The organism is Idiomarina sp. (assembly GCF_048260185.1).
GTDB lineage: Bacteria > Pseudomonadota > Gammaproteobacteria > Enterobacterales > Alteromonadaceae > Idiomarina.
Window position 1 is genome coordinate 270,180 of sequence record NZ_JBLXHB010000002.1, and the last position, 18,523, is coordinate 288,702.

Sequence of the window (18,523 nt, forward strand, 5' to 3'; positions counted from 1 at the left end):
ATTTCGAAACAAGAGTGACGCCCATGGTGTATTCGGTCAGCCAGTTAAATATTGAGATCCGCCAGTTGTTAGAGCAGGGCTTTGGTCAAATAAGCCTGGTTGGAGAAATCTCAAATTTTGCCGCACCGGGTTCAGGGCACTGGTATTTCACTTTAAAAGACGAGCGGGCTCAGGTTCGCTGCGCTATGTTTCGCAATGCGAATCAGCGCGCAAAGGTTCGGCCGCAAAATGGCATGCAGGTACTGGTAAGAGCCAAAGTCACGGTTTATGAACCGCGGGGCGACTACCAACTGATTATTGAGCAGGTTGAAGACGCTGGTCAGGGGCTTTTACAGCAGCGTTATGAGCAGCTAAAAGGGAAATTGTCAGCCGAAGGGTTATTTGCGGCAGAACGTAAGCGCTTACTACCCGACCATATTCGCAAAGTCGGCGTGCTGACCTCACCCACCGGCGCTGCTATCAAAGACATTCTGGCGGTGATGAAACGCCGCGATCCCGGCGTCGAAGTGATTATTTATCCGAGCGCAGTACAGGGAGAAGCGGCCGTTCCGCAATTGCAGGCTATGCTAAAAACGGCATTTGAGCGTAATGAAGTGGATGTACTTTTAGTCAGCCGTGGCGGTGGCTCTCTGGAAGACTTATGGTGTTTTAACGATGAGACTTTTGCGCGTCTTTTGGCAACCGCGCCCATGCCAACGATTAGCGCTGTAGGTCATGAAATTGATTTCACTATTGCCGATTTTGTTGCCGATGTTCGCGCTCCTACACCTTCCGCAGCCGCTGAGTTAGTTACCAGAGATCAACAACAACAACAGCAAAAAGCGCAGGCACTGCAACAGCGCTTAGGTCTGGCGCAGCAAAGATTGTTGCAGCGTTTACAGCAACGTTGGCAATTTTTACAAACCCGGCTGCAACAGCAGCATCCGCAACGACAATTGCAACAACAGTCGCAATTAGCCGATGAACTGCAAGCCCGAGCTAACAGGGCTTTGCAGAACCGGCTGGCGCGGCAGAAGCAGCAAGTGTCATATTTACACGGGCGCCTGCAGGCAATGCATCCGCAAAAAGAGTTACAGCGTTTGCAGCAAAAACTTCAGACGCAGCAGCAACGATTACCGCAGGTTATGCAACGAGTTTTAAAAGACAAGAGAACTCAGCAGCAACAGTTGATGCAGGCTCTGAACCTTGTCAGTCCTTTGAATACTCTGGAAAGGGGCTACGCTATTGTCCGTACAGAAAAGGGCGAAGTTGTTCGTAGCGAGAAGCAAGTGACTGTGGGGGAATCAATAGAAGTTCGTCTGGCTGACGGTAATATTACCGCTAAACGGCAATGATTCTGCGGCTATTGTCATATTCCTGACATTCGCGCTTTGGTATACTGGTTAGGTTATTCACAAAGGAGTCGTGGTATGAAACTCAAAGCACTGGCAGCCGGTATTGGACTGGCGTTGGCATCTACAATGGTGCAGGCAGAAGAACAGAAACCCAATATTATTTATATTATTGGTGACGGTATGGGATTTGAATATATTAGCGCGTACCGTTATGCCATGTCTGATTTAGACAGCAAAACGATTGCTGAAACTGAGTTTGATGCCATGCTGAAAGGCGCCGCAACAACCTATCCTGATGATAATACCTGGGTTACTGACTCAGCTGCGGGTGCAACCGCTCTGGCTACAGGCGTTAAAAGTTACAATGGCGCTATTGCGGTCGATTCAGATAAATATCCGCTGCAGAGTATCATGGAACTGGCTCGTGAAAATGGCTGGTCAACGGGTTCGGTATCCACATCACAAGTTAATCATGCAACACCGGCATCGTTTTTCACTCATCACCCGTCGCGCTACGAATATAATCAAATAGCCGACAAAATTGCTACTCAGGTGGTTGAAGGTAAGCCGTCTTTTGATGTGATGCTAGGTGGCGGACAAAGCTATTTTAACCGTGACGACAAAAACTGGCTGGATGTATTGCCAGAGCATGGCATGCAGGTAGTAACCGATATGCAAAAGCTGAGCTCTGTTGACACTACGCCTGTGATGGGGCTTTTTGCGGCAAAAGGTCTGCCGTTTGCTATTGATGGCGATGTTGATGCGTTGGCCAATATGACACGTACCGCTTTGCGCTTATTGGATAAAAAGCAGCAGCCGTTTGCTTTAATGATTGAAGGCAGCGAAATTGACTGGTGTGGTCATGCTAACGACATTGCTTGTGCCGTACACGAAATGGACGGGCTAAACCGCGCCTTGAAGGTGGTGAGTGAATACCGCGAAAACAACCCCAATACCTTAATTGTTATGACGGCTGATCACTCAACTGGCGGTCTGACACTAGGGCGTGACGGCGAGTATGCCTGGCATTCTGACCGTGTTATGAAAATTAAAAGCTCTATTGCGTCCATGAGTAAGGAAATGCTGACCATGGATACGGATAGCTGGGCGGAGTATGTAGCTGACAAAGTTAACTTTGAGCTGACTCAGGAGTATCTTGATGAGCTTGCTATTGCCGCGGAAGCAGAGGGTGAAGAGCAACAAGAGGCCTTGCATCAGGCGCTGGTCTATATAACGGGCGATATTACCGGCACTGGCTGGACAACCAGCGGACACACCGGCGTTGATGTTCCTGTCTTCGCCGACGGCCCGTATAGCGAGAACTTCGGTGGCTATATGGACAATACTGATATTGGCAAACAGCTAATAAAAGTTGTTAAATAACTCCTCTTTGTAAGTCCCCTCCGACAGTCGCGTTTTATAACGCGACTGTCACATTACTGTCATAAAAATACAGTCCGAGTACGCTAGGCTAGTGGCATGATGTATCTGTTGCCATGTCTACGCTATGAAATTTTTTAATAAAGAACTAAGCTGGCTTTCCTTTAACGAACGAGTGTTGCAAGAAGCTGCTGACAGCACGGTTCCGGCAATTGAACGAATTCGCTTTCTCGGAATTTTTTCCAGTAATATGGATGAGTTTTTTCAGGTGCGCGTGGCCGACGTAAAGCGCCGTATTTTCTTTAGCCAGGGGACAGAAGAGCGTGAACAATATGAGCAGTTGATGGCACAGTTGCAAAAAAAAGTTGTGTTGCTGCAAAAACGCTTTGATGAAGTACTGGAAGAAGTCTTAGAAACCTTAAGAAAAAATGGTATTTCACTACTAAGCATTGACCAGCTGAACGAGGAAGAAAAGCAAAGGCTGAAGCGTTTTTTCACGGAAAAAGTACAGCGTTTTATTGTGCCTATATGGGTTAATGGTAAAGGGAACCTTTCTAATATTATCCGCGAAGATGAAACCTATCTTTGTGTTGAAATTATTAACGCTGACGGCAAACAGTATGCGCTGCTGGAAGTGCCATCTGATCAAATGGATCGCTTTATTAAGTTGCCTGCTAAGGGGCGCAGTAAAAAGCACAAGCTTTTGTTTTTAGATGACATTCTGCAACTGAATTTAGAAGTACTGTTTAAGGGAATTATTCCGTTTAAGCAACTGCGGGCTTTTTCATTTAAGACCACCAGAGACGCCGAATACCGTCCTTCAGATGATATTGAACAAAGCTTGCTTGAACGTATGGAAGAAGGCTTAAAGCAAAGAGTAAAGGCTGATCCTGTGCGTTTGGTCTATGATCGCGCAATGCCTGAAGATATGCTCTCTTTTTTGAGTGAAAAGCTGCAGTTAACCCAGTTTGATTCCTTTGTAGCTGGTGGGCGCTATCGCAACACACGGGATTTCGCTAAGTTTCCGCACTTAGGTAAAAAGTCACTGACACACAAAGCTTTGCCTGCATTGTTTCATCCAAAGTTTTCGCATTTTGATAATGTGTTTGATGCCATTCAGAAAAGCGATATTGCCTTGTATTACCCGTATCATAGGTTTTCGCATTTTACGGAGTTTGTCCGGCAGGCCGCTCACGATCCTAAAGTTACCCGAATCTCAATGTGTATTTATCGTGTGGCGCCTAACTCACGGGTGGTTCGCTCATTGATGGATGCGGTACAAAACGGTAAGCATGTGACTGTTATGGTTGAGCTTCAGGCTAGGTTCGATGAAGAAGCAAATATTGAATGGGCTAAAGAATTAACCGACTCAGGTGTTCGTGTCAGTTTTGGCATTCACGGGCTTAAAGTGCACTCAAAGCTAGTGCTGGTTCATCGTAGTGAGGGTAGCCTCGACCGACGGTACGCGGTAATTGGAACCGGTAATTTTCATGAGGGAACGGCACAAATTTATACTGACTTTAGTTTATTTACCTGTCAGCCAGATATTTGTACCGATGTTGAATCGGTATTTCATTACCTTGAGCAACCTTACCGGGCACATAAGTTTCGTCATTTAATGGTGGCACCGGTCAATATGCGCCAGAGAATAAATGATCTTATCGAGTTCGAGATAGACCAGGCCAAAGCCGGTAAACCTGCCGAATTGTTTTTTAAAGTGAATAACTTAGAAGACGAAAGTTTAATTGTTCAACTTTATAGAGCGTCACGTGCCGGGGTTAAAATTCGGGGCATAGTGCGAGGCATGTGTTCTTTGCGCCCGGGAATTGAAAACCTCAGCGAGAATATTGAAATTCGCAGTATTGTTGACCGCTATCTGGAGCATGCGCGGGTGTACGTTTTTGAGCATGCCGGTAAGAAAGAAGTCTTTATTGCTTCAGCCGACTTAATGACCCGTAACTTAGACCATCGTGTGGAAGTTGCCGCGCCCATCTATGATGATGAGGTGAAAACTGATATTTTGAAAATAATAAACTTGCAGTGGCAGGATAAAGCGAAGTCCCGCTTTATTGATGCGGAGCAACAAAATAAATACTGTTTTGAGTCGGATAGATTGGCTCCTAAAGGCCGCTCGCTGGTGCCTTCACAAGTCGCTATTCATCGATATCTTAAGCGACGTAAGAGAGATTATGAAAGCCAACAAAAAGACCTCTAATAATGACCCAAAGCAGTTTGCTGCTTTGGATATTGGCTCCAATAGCTTTCATTTAATTATTGCGCGCTTAGTTGAAGGTCAACTGCAGCCTATTTTCAAATTTAAACAACCGGTGCAGCTGGGAGAAGGTCTTTCTAATCGCCATCTGAGTGATGCTGCGGTTTACCGGGGAGTTGAAGCGCTCCGGCAATGCGCTGTCCGGCTGGAAGGTTTCCATCGCGATACCGTCAAAGTTGTGGCTACACACACATTACGTAAGGCTAAGAATCGTAAGCGCTTTTTGGCAGAAGCGGCCAAAGTATTACCCTTTCCTATCGAAGTGATTTCAGGTCGGGAAGAAGCCCGGTTAATTTTTCGGGGCGTGGCAGAAACCAGTTCCGAATCTGCCGGTTCTCAGTTGGTTATTGATATTGGCGGAGGCAGCACTGAGTTTGCTATTGGAATGAATCGCCAGCCGAAGTTTTTAAGTTCACGAAGTATTGGCAGCCTGGCTTTCTCGAAAGAGTTTTTCTCATCAGGGAAAATTACCTCTAAACGTTTTGATAAGGCGGTTGTATCCGCTCGTCAGCATGTTGAACCCATAGCGAATTATTTGGCTGAGCACCCGGTAGAAAGCGTTTTCGGTACGTCGGGAACCATCAAGGCTATTTATCAATGGATTGTGAAGCGCGATGGCGAGCAACCTTTGGGCATAACCTATTCCCAGCTTCAGGGATGCCGGGCTGATCTTATTACTGCTGAGTCAGTAAAAAAACTGAATAAAGAATGGGTCTCGCCAGAGCGCAGGGAGTCCATTGCCGGTGGTGTTGCGGTGCTATTGGGGATTTTCGAAGAGCTGGGAATTGAGCGTCTGGTTCCTCACGACTCGGCGCTAAGAGAAGGTGTTTTGTATGAACTGGCGGGCGAAGTCTTGCTGCATCAGGACGTACGGGAACGCACTATTAACAGTTTGGCGCAACGCTATTCGGTTGATTCGGCTCAAGCCCAGCGGGTGTTATCTACGGTGCAAAAGATTTGGGGTGGTGTAGCTGAAAACTGGGGACTCACCGGACAAGACTTGGAAGTGTTATTAGAAGGTGCTGCTAAGTTACATGAGGTTGGACTAAGCATTAGTGCCAGTGGTGTACAAAAGCACTCCGGCTATATTTTAGCTCACGCTTATATGCCCGGGTTTAATGCCGAAGAGCAACGGTTTTTATCGACTATTGTTCGATACTTTCGTAAAAAAATACAAACCGCTGAATTCCCGGATCTGATTCTGTTTAGTCAAAATCAGCTCATTAAAATGCTGATAATTATGCGTCTGGGCGTTATTTTAAACAGCGACAGGCAAAACTCGAGTTCATTGGACGAGGCGATTATTGAAGACGGAGTGTTAAAATTGCAACTGAAAGGTTCAGCGAAAGAGGATTCAGTACTTACCATGCAACTTGAGTACGAAGCCAACGTTATGCAGAAATTGGGTTATGAGTTGGTGGTTTGTTGAAAACAGCAAGCGCACAAAGTAAAAGCGTTCTTTGTGCGCCCGTATTTCTTTTATTAATTAAAACTTATACATAGCCATTAATTGCAGGCGGTTTAAGTCACCGTCAACATTGGCTTCAGTTTCACGGTTCGCTTGTGAAATTTCAGCACCAAAAGTCAGGTTAGACGCTGGTGAATACATCAGGTTAAACGCAAGACGCTGAGTGTATTCAGTGTAAGCCCCTGGGTTGACCGACTCGAGCAACTCTCCATCAGCATCTGCCCAGCCACGCGAGTAAACAACGTTAGAACGTAATTTCTCAGTCCAGAAGTGACGGTAAGCAAACGAAACACCCGTTGAATCAATGGCTTCAAGTTCACCATTGCTGTCAATGTAGGCGCCGTTCCAGGTATTCAGACCTAAGTAGCGGCCTAAGCCAGAACCTGTGGTGATTGACGCACGAATGTCGTCCATGCCGAAGGTGTATTTAGCGCCAAGGCTGACACCATAACCAAAAGTTGTTTCGTCATCGCCGGTTTGTGGAACATCGTAAGCCAGTTGACGTAAAAGTGCCGACGCCTGCCAGGTTAAGTTGTCTGTTTTACCGGTGTATTTAAAGGTTACATCAGGAACAAAGCCATCGCTGGAGACAATACGTCCGCCCGGAGCCGCAGCGCCGCCTGCTCTGGTTTCTGTAACCGTTGTTTCAGGGTTTTCGATAGAGGCACTAAAACCGCCTGAGGTGTATCGAATCTGTGCCTGACGAACGAAGATGATACCGTCGGTGATGCCTATGAAATCGACAGATTCAGCCAGAACGTTCAGGTCCTGAAAGTTTGACCAGGTTTGACCAAAAGTCCACTTTCCGTACTTCAGAAAGGCCTGACGCAGACGCGGGTTGTATGAGTTTGAAATACGCTCGTCACCATCAGGAGTTAACTGAAAGTCCATTTCAATATGGCCCGTCAGTGTTTCGCCATTATCTAATTCGGTTTTGCTGGTCAGGAAGAAACGCGACTGGCGAGCGTGAAAGTCTGTAGTCAGGTCGTCGCCTTCACCACCAACTGGCGTGATGCTTGGGATGTACTGTTGACGTCCAATGTTCGCGCTTGCGGGTGCTTGCCCATCGGCGTAATCAGATACCAACATATCCAGTTTTACGTAACCGCCGAAATCGATATCTGTCTGGTCAGCCTGAGCGCCTAAGCTCATAACACCCAGAACAGCAGCGCTTGCCGCTGTTAAGGTGAATTTTTTTGCGGTACTTGCTTTAGCCATGGTGTTCTCCCCTGTAAGCCAAATAGTCATTTTTTGATTGTGCATTTTTTAGTCATGCCAAGTATAAACGCTGTTAATTCTCGTTAACTGGTCAATTTTTATCAATCTAGACTATGGTCTAATAGTGTTTGAGCCCTTTAAAACGTACAACAGATACCATCTTGCGAATTAAGGAGGAAGAGGTAATGTCGCAACTCTATTCAGTTCCTGAACACATTAAAGCAAAAGCCAAAATCGATAATGACGGTTACAAAAAACTTTACCAACAGTCTATTGACGATCCTGAAGGGTTTTGGAGTGAACACGGGCAGCGTATTACCTGGTTCACGCCCTACAACAAAGTAAAAAATACCAGTTTCGAATCAGGAAAAGTCAGCGTTAAGTGGTACGAAGACGGCACTTTAAACGCTTGTTATAACTGTGTCGACCGCCACCTTGCGAATAAAGCAGATAAAACTGCGATTATCTGGGAAGGCGACGACCCTAGTGTAGACAAACACATCACTTATCGCGAGCTACATAAAGAGGTATCCCGTTTTGCTAATGGCCTGAAAAAACTAGGTATTAGTAAAGGTGACCGTGTGGCTATTTATATGCCGATGGTACCGGAAGCGGCTTACGCCATGTTGGCTTGCGCACGCATTGGCGCGGTTCATTCGGTGATTTTTGGCGGCTTTTCACCTAATGCCATTGCTGATCGTATTAACGACTGTCAGGCAAAAGCCATTATTACGGCTGACGAAGGTCGGCGAGGTGGCAGTACCATTGGTTTGAAATCTAATGTTGATAAAGCCATTGCTGACGACGCCTGTCCAACGCTCGAACACAGCATTGTGTGCCGTGTAACAGAGGGCGATGTTGACTGGACTGAGGGCCGTGATGTTTGGTGGCACGAGCTGGTTGGCAACGTCAGCGACGAGTGTCAGGCAGAAGTGATGAACGCCGAAGATCCGCTATTCATTCTTTATACCTCGGGCTCAACCGGTAAGCCTAAAGGGGTTGTGCATACCACCGGCGGTTATATGGTGTACGCATCCATGACCCACGAGTATGTCTTTGACTATCAGGAAGACGAAGTTTATTGGTGTGCAGCGGACGTTGGCTGGATCACTGGTCACTCGTACATTGTTTACGGACCGTTAGCGAACGGTGCGACGACCCTGATGTTCGAAGGTGTTCCGACTTATCCTGGTGTTGGTCGTATTGGCGAAATTATCGATAAACACAAAGTGAATATTCTTTATACGGCACCAACTGCTATCCGTGCGTTAATGGCAAAAGGCGACGAGGCGGCTAAAACCTCAACCCGCGAAAGCTTGCGTATTCTGGGCAGCGTGGGCGAGCCGATTAACCCGGAAGCCTGGGAGTGGTATCACCGCGCGATTGGTAACGGTAAGTGTCCAATTATGGATACCTGGTGGCAGACTGAGAACGGCGGTATTTTGATTACTCCGCTGCCGGGGGCTACTGATTTGAAACCAGGGTCTGCGACTCGTCCTTTCTTTGGTATTCAGCCAGCGCTGGTTGATAGCGAAGGTAATATTCAGGAAGGTGAAGCCGAAGGTGGCCTGGTAATTAAAGACTCCTGGCCTGGTCAAATGCGCACATTATGGGGTGACCATGAGCGCTTTGAGCAAACCTACTTCTCTACCTTTAAAGGCATGTACTTTAGTGGTGACGGCGCGCGCCGCGATGCCGATGGTTATTACTGGATAACGGGGCGTATGGATGACGTACTGAACGTATCAGGTCACCGTTTGGGTACCGCTGAAATTGAAAGTGCTCTGGTTTCGCATAAAGCGGTAGCGGAAGCCGCCGTAGTGGGGTATCCGCACGACTTAAAAGGTCAGGGTATCTACGTTTATGTCACTCCGGTTGAAGGGGTTGAAGTTACTGACGAGTTGACTAAAGAGGTTCGTAACTGGGTTCGCTCCGAGCTTAGCCCAATTGCAACTCCAGACTTAATTCACTGGACTACAGGCTTACCAAAAACCCGTTCCGGTAAAATTATGCGTCGTATTCTGCGTAAAATTGCCGCTAATGAGTACGAAAACCTCGGTGACACCTCTACGCTTGCCGATCCAAGTGTGGTAGATTCTTTGATAGAGAATCGAACGAATAAATAATGTCACTTAATCTGGAATCTCATGGCGAAATTTTTAATCGCAGATGACCACCCATTGTTTCGCGAGGCGCTGCAGGGCGCTCTCGCGAATCACTTTTCTGAGCTGACCTTACGCGAAGCTGAAGACTTAGACTCAACTCTGACTGCGCTGAATAACGACGACGATGTCGATTTACTGCTGCTGGACTTACACATGCCCGGTAGTGGGGATTTGTATGGCCTTATTCGTGTCAGAGAAGACTATCCGCTGCTTCCCGTTGCCATCATTTCCGGTAGTGAGGATTCCTCCATTGTGGCTAAGTGTATTGGCTTTGGGGCGTTGGGCTTTATTCCTAAGTCATTACCCTCGGCGGAAATAGCCGAAGCAATAGACACCATCCTGCAGGGCGACACCTGGGTTCCGAAAGAAAACAGAGAACGTCTGGATGTGATTTCGGACGAAGATCAGCAGCTTGCGCAAAAGGTTTCCGAGCTCACCCCACAGCAATACCGGGTTTTGCACTTTCTTCACGAAGGTTTGCTGAACAAACAAATTGCCTACCAACTGGGCATTACTGAAGCCACGGTCAAAGCGCACATTACAGCAATTTTCCGCAAACTGGGTGTGTACAGTCGTACCCAGGCAGTTTTGGTGGCTGAACGTCTGCAATTATGACCTGGTTACTGATATTTGCCTCGCTGGCTTATGTGATTTTTCTCTTCGCAGTTGCCACCTGGGGCGACCGGTTAGGCTCGTGGGCGAATAAAATAAGTCACAAGCCAGTTGTCTATTCTATGTCGCTGGCCATCTATTGTACGTCCTGGACGTATTATGGTGCTGTGGGCAATGCAGCGGTTGACGGTTGGGCGTTCTTTCCTATTTTGCTCGGGCCAATTCTGCTGTTCTTGTTCGGTATCCGCATTCTGGAAAAGCTGGTTTCGGTTAGTAAACAGCAAAACATTACTTCAATAGCTGACTTTATTTCTTCCCGCTTTGGTAAACGCAGGCGGCTTGCCGTGGCGGTTACTGCCATTGCTGCCGTTGCCATTATTCCTTACATTGCGCTGCAGTTAAAAGCTGTGGGTATTAGCTTTGCGGTTCTGACTGAAAGCACCGGGGTGATGGCAGAGTTTTCGATAAAAGAGCTGGGTGCTGCTGCACTAATGGCAATTTTTGCTATGTTGTTTGGTACCCGCCACGTTGAAGTCACTGAATATCGCAGTGGCATGATACTGGCTATTGCTGTTGAGTCGATGATAAAACTGGTCGCATTGCTGGCGGCTGGTGTTTTTGCCTGGTTCTTGATTCAGGGTGACGCGCAGTCGGACTTATTCAGTTCATTTAGTGACGTGACGAAACCGCAGTGGTCATTTGCAGCCTTTGGTGAGTTTGAATTCATTGTACAAACCCTGATGGCGGCCGGGGCTATTCTTTGTTTACCCAGACAGTTTCATGTGGCGGTGGTGGACAATGTTGATGTTCGCCATTTACGCACGGCCCGCTGGGGCTTCCCTCTGTACCTGGCACTGACCGCTGCCGCCATTGTCCCCATTGCTATTGCAGGGACTTTCTATTTATCAGCAACCACCGACGGTTCAACTTTTGCGTTGCAACTGCCGTTACTAAAAGATCAGCTCTGGCTATCACTGGTTATTTTTATTGGTGGTATATCGGCAGCGACAGCTATGGTGATCATCGCGTCTGTTACTTTAAGTACCATGATAACCAACGACGTTATCATGCCTATTTTGCTGCAGCGGGAGTCGCGCTTACCACTAAAACATAGACGCCGGGAATATGACCGGGCGTTACTATTAATCCGGCGTGTGGCTATTGCCGTTACTATGGTGCTGTCGTTCCTGTGCTATTACTTCTGGGCAGCCCGGACTAACTTAGTCAGTATTGGCTTGTTAGCTTTCTCGCTGGTGTTGCAGTTGTTGCCGGCATTGCTTGCCGCACTTTACTGGCGTAAAGGACATGCACGGGGTGTTTACGCCGGTTTGGCTGCAGGTTCCGTCGGCTGGGTTTTAGCTGTATTAGTACCCCTTTATACCGACTTACAGCTAACCGATGTGGAAATCATAACCCGGGGTACTGTAGTCTCGTTAGCCTTAAACAGCTTCGGCTTTATTCTGTTTTCCTTACTGGCAAAGCCGCGTCTGGTCGACCGTATTCAGGCAACGGCTTTCGTTAAACCCAGAGCCGCTTTACCCGATTTGCATTTCAACAAAAACGACAGCGCCACCAATGCCGATATGTTGTTGCTGTTAAGGACCTTTTTAGGTGCAGAACGGGCTCAGCAGTTAATGCAATATTATCAGCGTCCGGAAAACACCGAACTTCCGCTGGAAGCTGTGGCAGAAAAGCCTTTTATCAGCTTTGTAGAAAGAGCAATAGCCGGGGTGCTGGGTTCAGCCACAGCGCGCTCTCTGGTTGACGCAGCACTGCGCGATAAGCAGCTTAACCTGGAAGAGGTTGTTCATTTCTTTGATGATACAACGCAAGCTTTGCAAACCCAGCAATCCATTCTGTTTAGCTCACTGGAGAATTTGGCTCAGGGCATTAGTGTTGTCGATGCGGAGCTGAGACTGGTGGCCTGGAATAAACGCTATATGGATTTATTCCAGTACCCTGAGGGAATGGTGAAACCCGGACAGCCCATAGCGACCCTTATTCGCTATAACGCAGAGCGCGGAGAATGTGGCCCCGGTGACGTTGACGGGTTGGTGAATAAGCGTTTGCGCTATATGCAGCTGGGATCGGCACACCGTTTTATTCGCCGGCGCGCCGATGGGCGGGTTATAGAAATGGTAGGTAACCCTTTGCCGACCGGAGGCTTCGTTACCAGCTTTACCGACATTACTTCGCACGTTGAAACCCAGCAGGCACTGGAAGATGCCAATATTGATCTGGAACAGCGGGTTGACGTTCGGACCCAGGAAATACGAGAGATAAACCAGGAGCTGACAGCGGAAATAGACAGGCGCCGACAAGTTGAGGACGAGCTGAAAAAAGCCAAGGCTGAAGCGGAAGCGGCTAATGCTTCTAAAACACGTTTTCTGGCGTTGGCCAGTCATGATATTTTGCAGCCTCTTAATGCGGCGCGGTTGTACCTTTCGGCTATTCAGGAGAAAGAACTTTCGGAGCGGAATTTGTCTCTGGTTGGCAAGCTGGACACCGCGCTTGGTTCAACAGAACATTTACTCTCGACTTTATTGTCGATAGCGAAAATGGATCAGGGGGCATTGAAGCCTCAGTTCCGGCATGTGCAACTTAGCTCATTACTGGAGCCTTTGGTTGAAGAATATGCGGTGCTGGCAGAGCAACGAAAGCTGGATTTTCGTGCGTTCTATAAAGACCGGCCGGTGTATACCGACCCAACGTATTTGCGCCGAATTGTGCAGAACTTTTTGTCTAATGCCATAAAATACACCCAAAGGGGCAGCGTGCTGTTGGGCGTGCGCAAACGCGGAGATGAGCTTCAGATAGCCGTGTGGGATACCGGGCCGGGCATTGCAGCGCAGCAGCAAAATAAGGTATTTGATGCATTTTATCGAGTGCAGAACCAAACCGTAGACGGTGTCGGCCTTGGATTAAGTGTCGCGCAACGTATGGGTGAGCAGTTAAACTGTGACGTACAGGTTGAGTCGGTTGAAGGTAAAGGCTCGTGTTTTTCGGTACGAGTGCCGTTAGGCAATGCTGCTCAGGTTGTCAGCCGACCGAAAAAACAACTGGAAGATGCTTTATCTGATCCTTTACAGCTTATTGTGGTCGATGACGACAATGAAAATTTAAGTGCGTTGAGTGCGCTGCTGAATAAGTGGGGGTGCGAAGCCCTGACATTTAATCGTTATAGCAAAGCTTTAGCCTATGCTAAGGCTCACAGCCAGAACAAAGCGCCGCACGGACTGTTATTAGATTACCAGTTAGGTGACGGTGACGGCTTGCAGTTGGCGCAGGAACTACGTGATATTTGGCAGCAACAGATACCGGCTGCTTTGGTGACAGCGATGCGTGACGATGCCGTGAAGCAGGCGGCCCGCAAAAGCGGGCTGCAGTTTTTACCTAAACCCGCTAAACCTGCCGCATTGAAAGCATTTTTAAAATACATTAGTACCCGAAAGGCGGGAGGAGCCAGAAGTTGATAGAGCTTGCCGAGCGACATACATTTAAACTCCCGGCACAATGCCGTGCGTTAATTGAACTGAAAAGCAGCGACGACGTTGAGCAGTTAGCATTTGAAGAACCTTATTATTTGCTTGGTGAGGGCAGTAACACCTTATTTGTTGATGACTTTTATGGAACCGTCATTTGCAATCGGCTACTGGGTGTCTGTATTGAAGAACAGGAAAGCTCGTATTTAATTACTGCCGCAGCAGGCGAGAACTGGCATAACTTTGTTGCTGACTTACGCGCAAGAAGTATCGACGGGTTGGAGAATTTAGCTCTAATTCCGGGTTCAGTTGGTGCTGCTCCGGTACAGAATGTCGGGGCATATGGTGTCGAGGTGGCAACCTGTATTGAGCAGGTAACCGCCTGGGATATTAAAGAAAAGTGCTGGGTTTCTATGAATAGAGAAGCCTGCCAGTTCGCGTATCGCGACAGTGTATTCAAGCAACACCCTGGGCGTTGGTTGATAACTTCGGTGGTGTTTCGCTTGCCCAAGGACTGGCAACCGGTTACTCATTATGCTCCGTTGAACCAGCTTCAGGGGCATGTGAGTGCCCAGAAAATTTTCGATACGGTTGTGGAAGTGCGTCAGAAAAAACTGCCAGACCCAAAAGTTATACCCAATGCCGGCAGCTTTTTTAAAAACCCGGTTATTAACAAAGCGCAGCTTGATGGGCTGTTGCAGAAATGGCCGGACATGGTCTATTTCCCGGTAGCCGATAACCATGTGAAAGTGGCGGCTGGGTGGCTTATTGAGCATTTAGGTCTGAAGTCTGCGTTTGTCGGCGATGCTGCTGTTAACCCGCATCAGGCATTGGTACTGATTAATAAAGCACAGGCCACGGGCAGTGATATTACGCAACTGGCACTGAAAATTATGAAACAAGTGGCGGATGCCAGTGGCATTATGCTGGAACCTGAAGTTCGTCTGGTGGGCCAACATGGCCTTGTGCAGTTGGCGGTAGAGAAATGAAGCAGGCGGAACGTCTTGATCAGTTAATTACTTTACTGGCTAATGGTGAGTTTCATTCCGGGCAGGCTATTGGTGAGTCTCTGGCTATATCTCGGGCAGCGGTAAACCAGCACATTCATAAACTAGAAGAGCTTGGGTTGGAGCTGTTTTCGGTTACCGGGCGAGGCTATAAGCTTGCCTGGCCGATTGAGCTTTTGCAGGCCAGGGTTATTGAAAATGAAAGCCCGGAAAAGTGGCGGCAGTCGCCGGAGTTTGAAGTGAAGTCGGTGGTTGATTCCAGCAATGACCGGGTTAAAGAACTGGCCAAAGAAGGGCCTTTAGAAGCGGGTTTTTCTATTTTCGCCGAAGCTCAGACCGCCGGACGTGGGCGTCGTGGAAAAAAATGGATTTCGCCCTTTGGCAATAACCTTTACTTTAGTGTGTATTGGCCTTTGGATGAAGGTATTCATGGCGCCATGGGGTTAAGCCTTGCGGCTGGGGTCGCCTTAGCGGAATGTTTTACCGACCTGGGTATTGAAGGCGTTAGCGTAAAATGGCCTAACGATGTTTATATTCGCGGGAAGAAAGTGACCGGAATACTGGTCGATCTTGAAACCTCGCCGGAAGGCGCTGCGCACAGCATTATTGGCATTGGCATTAATTTAACCATGCCAGAGCATGTTGGTGCGAGCATTGATCAGGCCTGGACGGATCTGAACTCCGAATTGCCGCAGCCAATGTCGCGTAATCATATTGCGGCGCAGGTACGTGCCTCTGTACTGTCGGCTTTACAGCAATACGAGCAACACGGGCTGGCTGCGTTTCAGCAAAGCTGGCGCCGCTACGACTGCTTTTTGGACAAGCCGGTGAAGCTCATTATGGGGCAGAGAGTTTGTTTAGGAACCTGTCGTGGAATCGACGAAAATGGTGCGTTACTGGTAGAAGATGAGCAGGGCGTACGTCGTTATTTTGGTGGTGAAGTTTCATTGAGGGCGCAAGATGCTACTAATTGATGCGGGCAATACTCGCAGCAAATTTGCATGGTGGGATGCTGACACCGACAAAATTGAGATTCTGGGTGCGATTCCTCATCAAAGCTGGCTAAACGATTTAAGTCAGCCGCTAAAAGATTTGTTACTTGAGGTTGTAAGCTCTCGCCAGCTAGAACGAGAGCAACAGGCCATTGGTTGCAGTGTGGCCGCTGTTCAGGTGATGGATACGTTAAATAGCTCGCTGGCGGAACTGGGTATAAAAGTTTTCTGGCAAAAAACCAGAGCACAGCAAGCAGGGGTTACTAATGGTTACACTAAAGAACCAGAGCGCCTCGGCTCGGACCGCTGGATGGCGTTACTCGGTTGTCATGAGCAAGTGAAACAGAACGCACTGATTGTTGATGCGGGTACTGCACTAACCATTGACTGGTTAATGGCTGATGGCCGTCATCTTGGCGGCTGGATTGTTCCCGGACGACAGTTAATGCTAAATGCCCTGGGTCAGGGAACGGCCAATTTAAAGGGCATTACGGTAAACGATATTGAGCGTGATGGTTTAGCTGCGGGGCTGGATACTTTTGATGGTATTACCCAAGGGGCTGAAGCGGCTTTAACCGGTGCTATTGCACAAGCGATTCAGTTGTCTGGCCGGTATTTTTCCGACCAGCCTTTTGATGTGGTAGTCACCGGTGGTGATGGTGAACATTTGATGCGAACCTTGTCGGTTGAATTTTGTCGTTATGACGATTTGTTGTTTAAGGGTTTGCGACTCTGTGCCGATAACCTAAACAGTTAAGCTTTTAGGCATATTCAGAGAGACCACAGGCAACTTTATGAAGATAGTCATTCCAATGCTGATTGCTGTAGCCGGATTGACCGCTATGCACAAGGCGCAGGCGCAGGACGTTGAAGCGGTACAGCTATATTCAGACGCGGAACTGGTTGAGATGTTTGCAACTAATGCGCATCTGAAACAAGTACGCGATACCGATCGCTGCCAGTTAGCGCAGGATATTGAAGCTCAGGCAGAGCTCGAGCGCCGACCGACTTATCAGTTTCTTTATGGCGACATGATGGCCTGGGGCGTGTGTTATGACCGTGACCCTGAACTTGGCCTGCTGTATATGGAGAAAGCAGCTCAGCATGGCTTACTGGAGGCTCTGGAACAGTTAGGGCGCTATTACCACGAAGGGGTTCTGGTGCAGAAAGACATTGAACGAGCCATTCTGTATCTTCGTGAAGCCGCATCGTTAGGGAATTTGCCTGCGCAACGCCGCTTTGCCGATATTCTGCTCGCCGGTGAAGGCAGCCCTTATGATTATGAAAAAGCTTATCATTGGCTGCATAATTCAATTACAGCGGATAAGCGGACTTATGCGGATATTGAACAAAAACTTGCGAAGCTGGCTGAGAGAATGCCACCTTCGGTAGTTGAAAAAGCAAAAAGGCCACTGGATTAGTAGCCTTTTTCTTTAGATTTAGCTTAACGAAAAGTTAGGATAACCGGTTGCGGAAATCTTCGTAACTAAATTGTCGTACACAATCAAACTGACCATTTTCCCGCAAAATACCAATAGCTGGATGTTGAACACCGTTAAAGAACGAGGTTTTCACCATGGTGTAGTGCATCATGTCTTCAAACACTAAGCGATCACCAACAGCCAGAGGCTGGTCAAAACTGTACTCGCCAATAACATCACCGGCTAAGCAACTGTTGCCACCTAAGCGATAACTGAAGGCTTTTTCTGCTGGCAAACCAGCGCCGGTAATGACCGGGCGATAAGGCATTTCCAGCACGTCTGGCATATGCGCGGTAGCTGAAATATCCAGTAAAGCAATTTGCCCCTGGTTCTCAACAATATCCACCACCTCACAGACCAGCGGACCGGTTTGCCAGGCAACGGCGGAGCCGGGTTCCAGTATCACTTTCAGATCGTAGGTTTCGCGCAGGCGCTTTAACTGTTTTATCAGGTGATCAACATCGTAACCTTTACGGGTCATGAGATGCCCGCCACCTAAGTTCAGCCATTTCATTTGTTTTAGCTGTTCGCCAAAACGGTTTTCAACAGCTTCCAGTGTGCGTTCAAGCGCAAAAGAGTCACACTCGCACAGGTTATGCACGTGTAAACCTTCAACGCCGGTTAAGTCCTGCTGCTTAAGCTCGCTGACGCGAATCCCCAGGCGTGAGCCGGGCGCGCTGGGATCATAAAGCTCAGTTTCAGCTTCCTGATGCTCCGGGTTAATACGCAGACCAATGGAAACACCGGCATCTGCGGCCTGTTCTCGGTACTTGTGCCATTGAGAGACACTGTTGAAAGACAAGTGATTCACTAACGGCAGCAGTTCGTCGATGTCTTCTTGTTTATAAGCTGGCGCATAAGCATGAACTTCGCGCGAAAATTCCTCTGCTGCCAGCTTTGCCTCCCAGACAGAACTGGCTGTGCAGCCTTTTAGATACTGACGAATAAGTGGAAAGGCAGACCACATGGCATAGCCTTTCAGTGCCAGAATAATGTCGGCACCACTTTGCTCCTGTACCTTTTGCATCAGCTCGAGGTTTTTGCGTAGCAGCTTTTCGTCCAGCACATAGCAAGGGGACGGAATTTCCGGCGATGTATATTGACTCATGCGT

General features: G+C 48.1%; 13 protein-coding genes. 11 read left to right on the forward strand and 2 right to left on the reverse strand.

Annotated features, from left to right (window positions below; all coding sequences use genetic code 11):
* The first annotated feature begins 23 nt into the window (after positions 1-23).
* The 4 genes from xseA (at position 24) to ACN0RF_RS07020 (ending at position 6,415) form a co-directional block, all read left to right on the forward strand.
* Entirely contained in the window at positions 24-1,334 is a 1,311-nt protein-coding gene (gene xseA, locus ACN0RF_RS07005) for an exodeoxyribonuclease VII large subunit (protein ID WP_417438502.1), read from the forward strand.
* A gap of 75 nt (positions 1,335-1,409) precedes the next feature.
* Positions 1,410-2,717, forward strand: coding sequence for an alkaline phosphatase (locus tag ACN0RF_RS07010; RefSeq protein WP_417438503.1), 1,308 nt, complete (start codon positions 1,410-1,412; stop codon positions 2,715-2,717).
* A 124-nt stretch (positions 2,718-2,841) separates the two neighbouring features.
* Positions 2,842-4,929: a polyphosphate kinase 1 gene (gene ppk1 / locus ACN0RF_RS07015; RefSeq protein WP_417438504.1), complete on the forward strand. Its 2,088-nt coding sequence runs from the start codon at positions 2,842-2,844 to the stop codon at positions 4,927-4,929.
* The gene (locus tag ACN0RF_RS07020; RefSeq protein ID WP_417438505.1) at positions 4,904-6,415 is read left to right on the forward strand and encodes an exopolyphosphatase; all 1,512 of its coding nucleotides are present in this window, start codon (positions 4,904-4,906) and stop codon (positions 6,413-6,415) included. The genes ppk1 and ACN0RF_RS07020 overlap by 26 nt, the downstream gene beginning before the upstream one ends.
* A gap of 57 nt (positions 6,416-6,472) precedes the next feature.
* Here ACN0RF_RS07020 and ACN0RF_RS07025 read toward each other — a convergent pair whose 3' ends face one another.
* Positions 6,473-7,672 carry a DcaP family trimeric outer membrane transporter gene (locus ACN0RF_RS07025; protein ID WP_417438506.1) on the reverse strand — a complete coding sequence of 400 codons (1,200 nt, stop codon included), beginning with the start codon at positions 7,670-7,672 and terminating at the stop codon, positions 6,473-6,475.
* 185 nt (positions 7,673-7,857) lie between these two features.
* Between ACN0RF_RS07025 and acs the strand changes: the two genes are divergently transcribed.
* Genes acs through ACN0RF_RS07060 form a run of 7 tightly spaced genes read left to right on the forward strand, consistent with a single transcriptional unit; the run spans position 7,858 to position 17,351 of the window.
* Positions 7,858-9,798, forward strand: coding sequence for an acetate--CoA ligase (acs, locus tag ACN0RF_RS07030; protein ID WP_417438507.1), 1,941 nt, complete (start codon positions 7,858-7,860; stop codon positions 9,796-9,798).
* Between the two features lie 21 nt (positions 9,799-9,819).
* Positions 9,820-10,452, forward strand: a complete 633-nt coding sequence (locus ACN0RF_RS07035) for a response regulator transcription factor (protein WP_011235234.1) — start codon at positions 9,820-9,822, stop codon at positions 10,450-10,452.
* Complete coding sequence (locus tag ACN0RF_RS07040) at positions 10,449-13,922, forward strand: PAS-domain containing protein (RefSeq protein WP_417438508.1); 3,474 nt, start codon at positions 10,449-10,451, stop codon at positions 13,920-13,922. The genes ACN0RF_RS07035 and ACN0RF_RS07040 overlap by 4 nt, the downstream gene beginning before the upstream one ends.
* Positions 13,919-14,920, forward strand: coding sequence for a UDP-N-acetylmuramate dehydrogenase (gene murB, locus ACN0RF_RS07045; protein WP_417438509.1), 1,002 nt, complete (start codon positions 13,919-13,921; stop codon positions 14,918-14,920). Before ACN0RF_RS07040 ends, murB begins: the two co-directional genes overlap by 4 nt.
* Positions 14,917-15,912, forward strand: coding sequence for a bifunctional biotin--[acetyl-CoA-carboxylase] ligase/biotin operon repressor BirA (gene birA, locus ACN0RF_RS07050; protein WP_011235231.1), 996 nt, complete (start codon positions 14,917-14,919; stop codon positions 15,910-15,912). The genes murB and birA overlap by 4 nt, the downstream gene beginning before the upstream one ends.
* Positions 15,899-16,687, forward strand: a complete 789-nt coding sequence (locus ACN0RF_RS07055; RefSeq protein ID WP_011235230.1) for a type III pantothenate kinase — start codon at positions 15,899-15,901, stop codon at positions 16,685-16,687. Before birA ends, ACN0RF_RS07055 begins: the two co-directional genes overlap by 14 nt.
* Positions 16,688-16,724: 37 nt before the next feature.
* Positions 16,725-17,351, forward strand: coding sequence for a tetratricopeptide repeat protein (locus ACN0RF_RS07060; protein WP_417438510.1), 627 nt, complete (start codon positions 16,725-16,727; stop codon positions 17,349-17,351).
* Between the two features lie 34 nt (positions 17,352-17,385).
* Here ACN0RF_RS07060 and nspC read toward each other — a convergent pair whose 3' ends face one another.
* Entirely contained in the window at positions 17,386-18,519 is a 1,134-nt protein-coding gene (gene nspC, locus ACN0RF_RS07065) for a carboxynorspermidine decarboxylase (RefSeq protein WP_417438511.1), read from the reverse strand.
* Positions 18,520-18,523 lie beyond the last annotated feature (4 nt).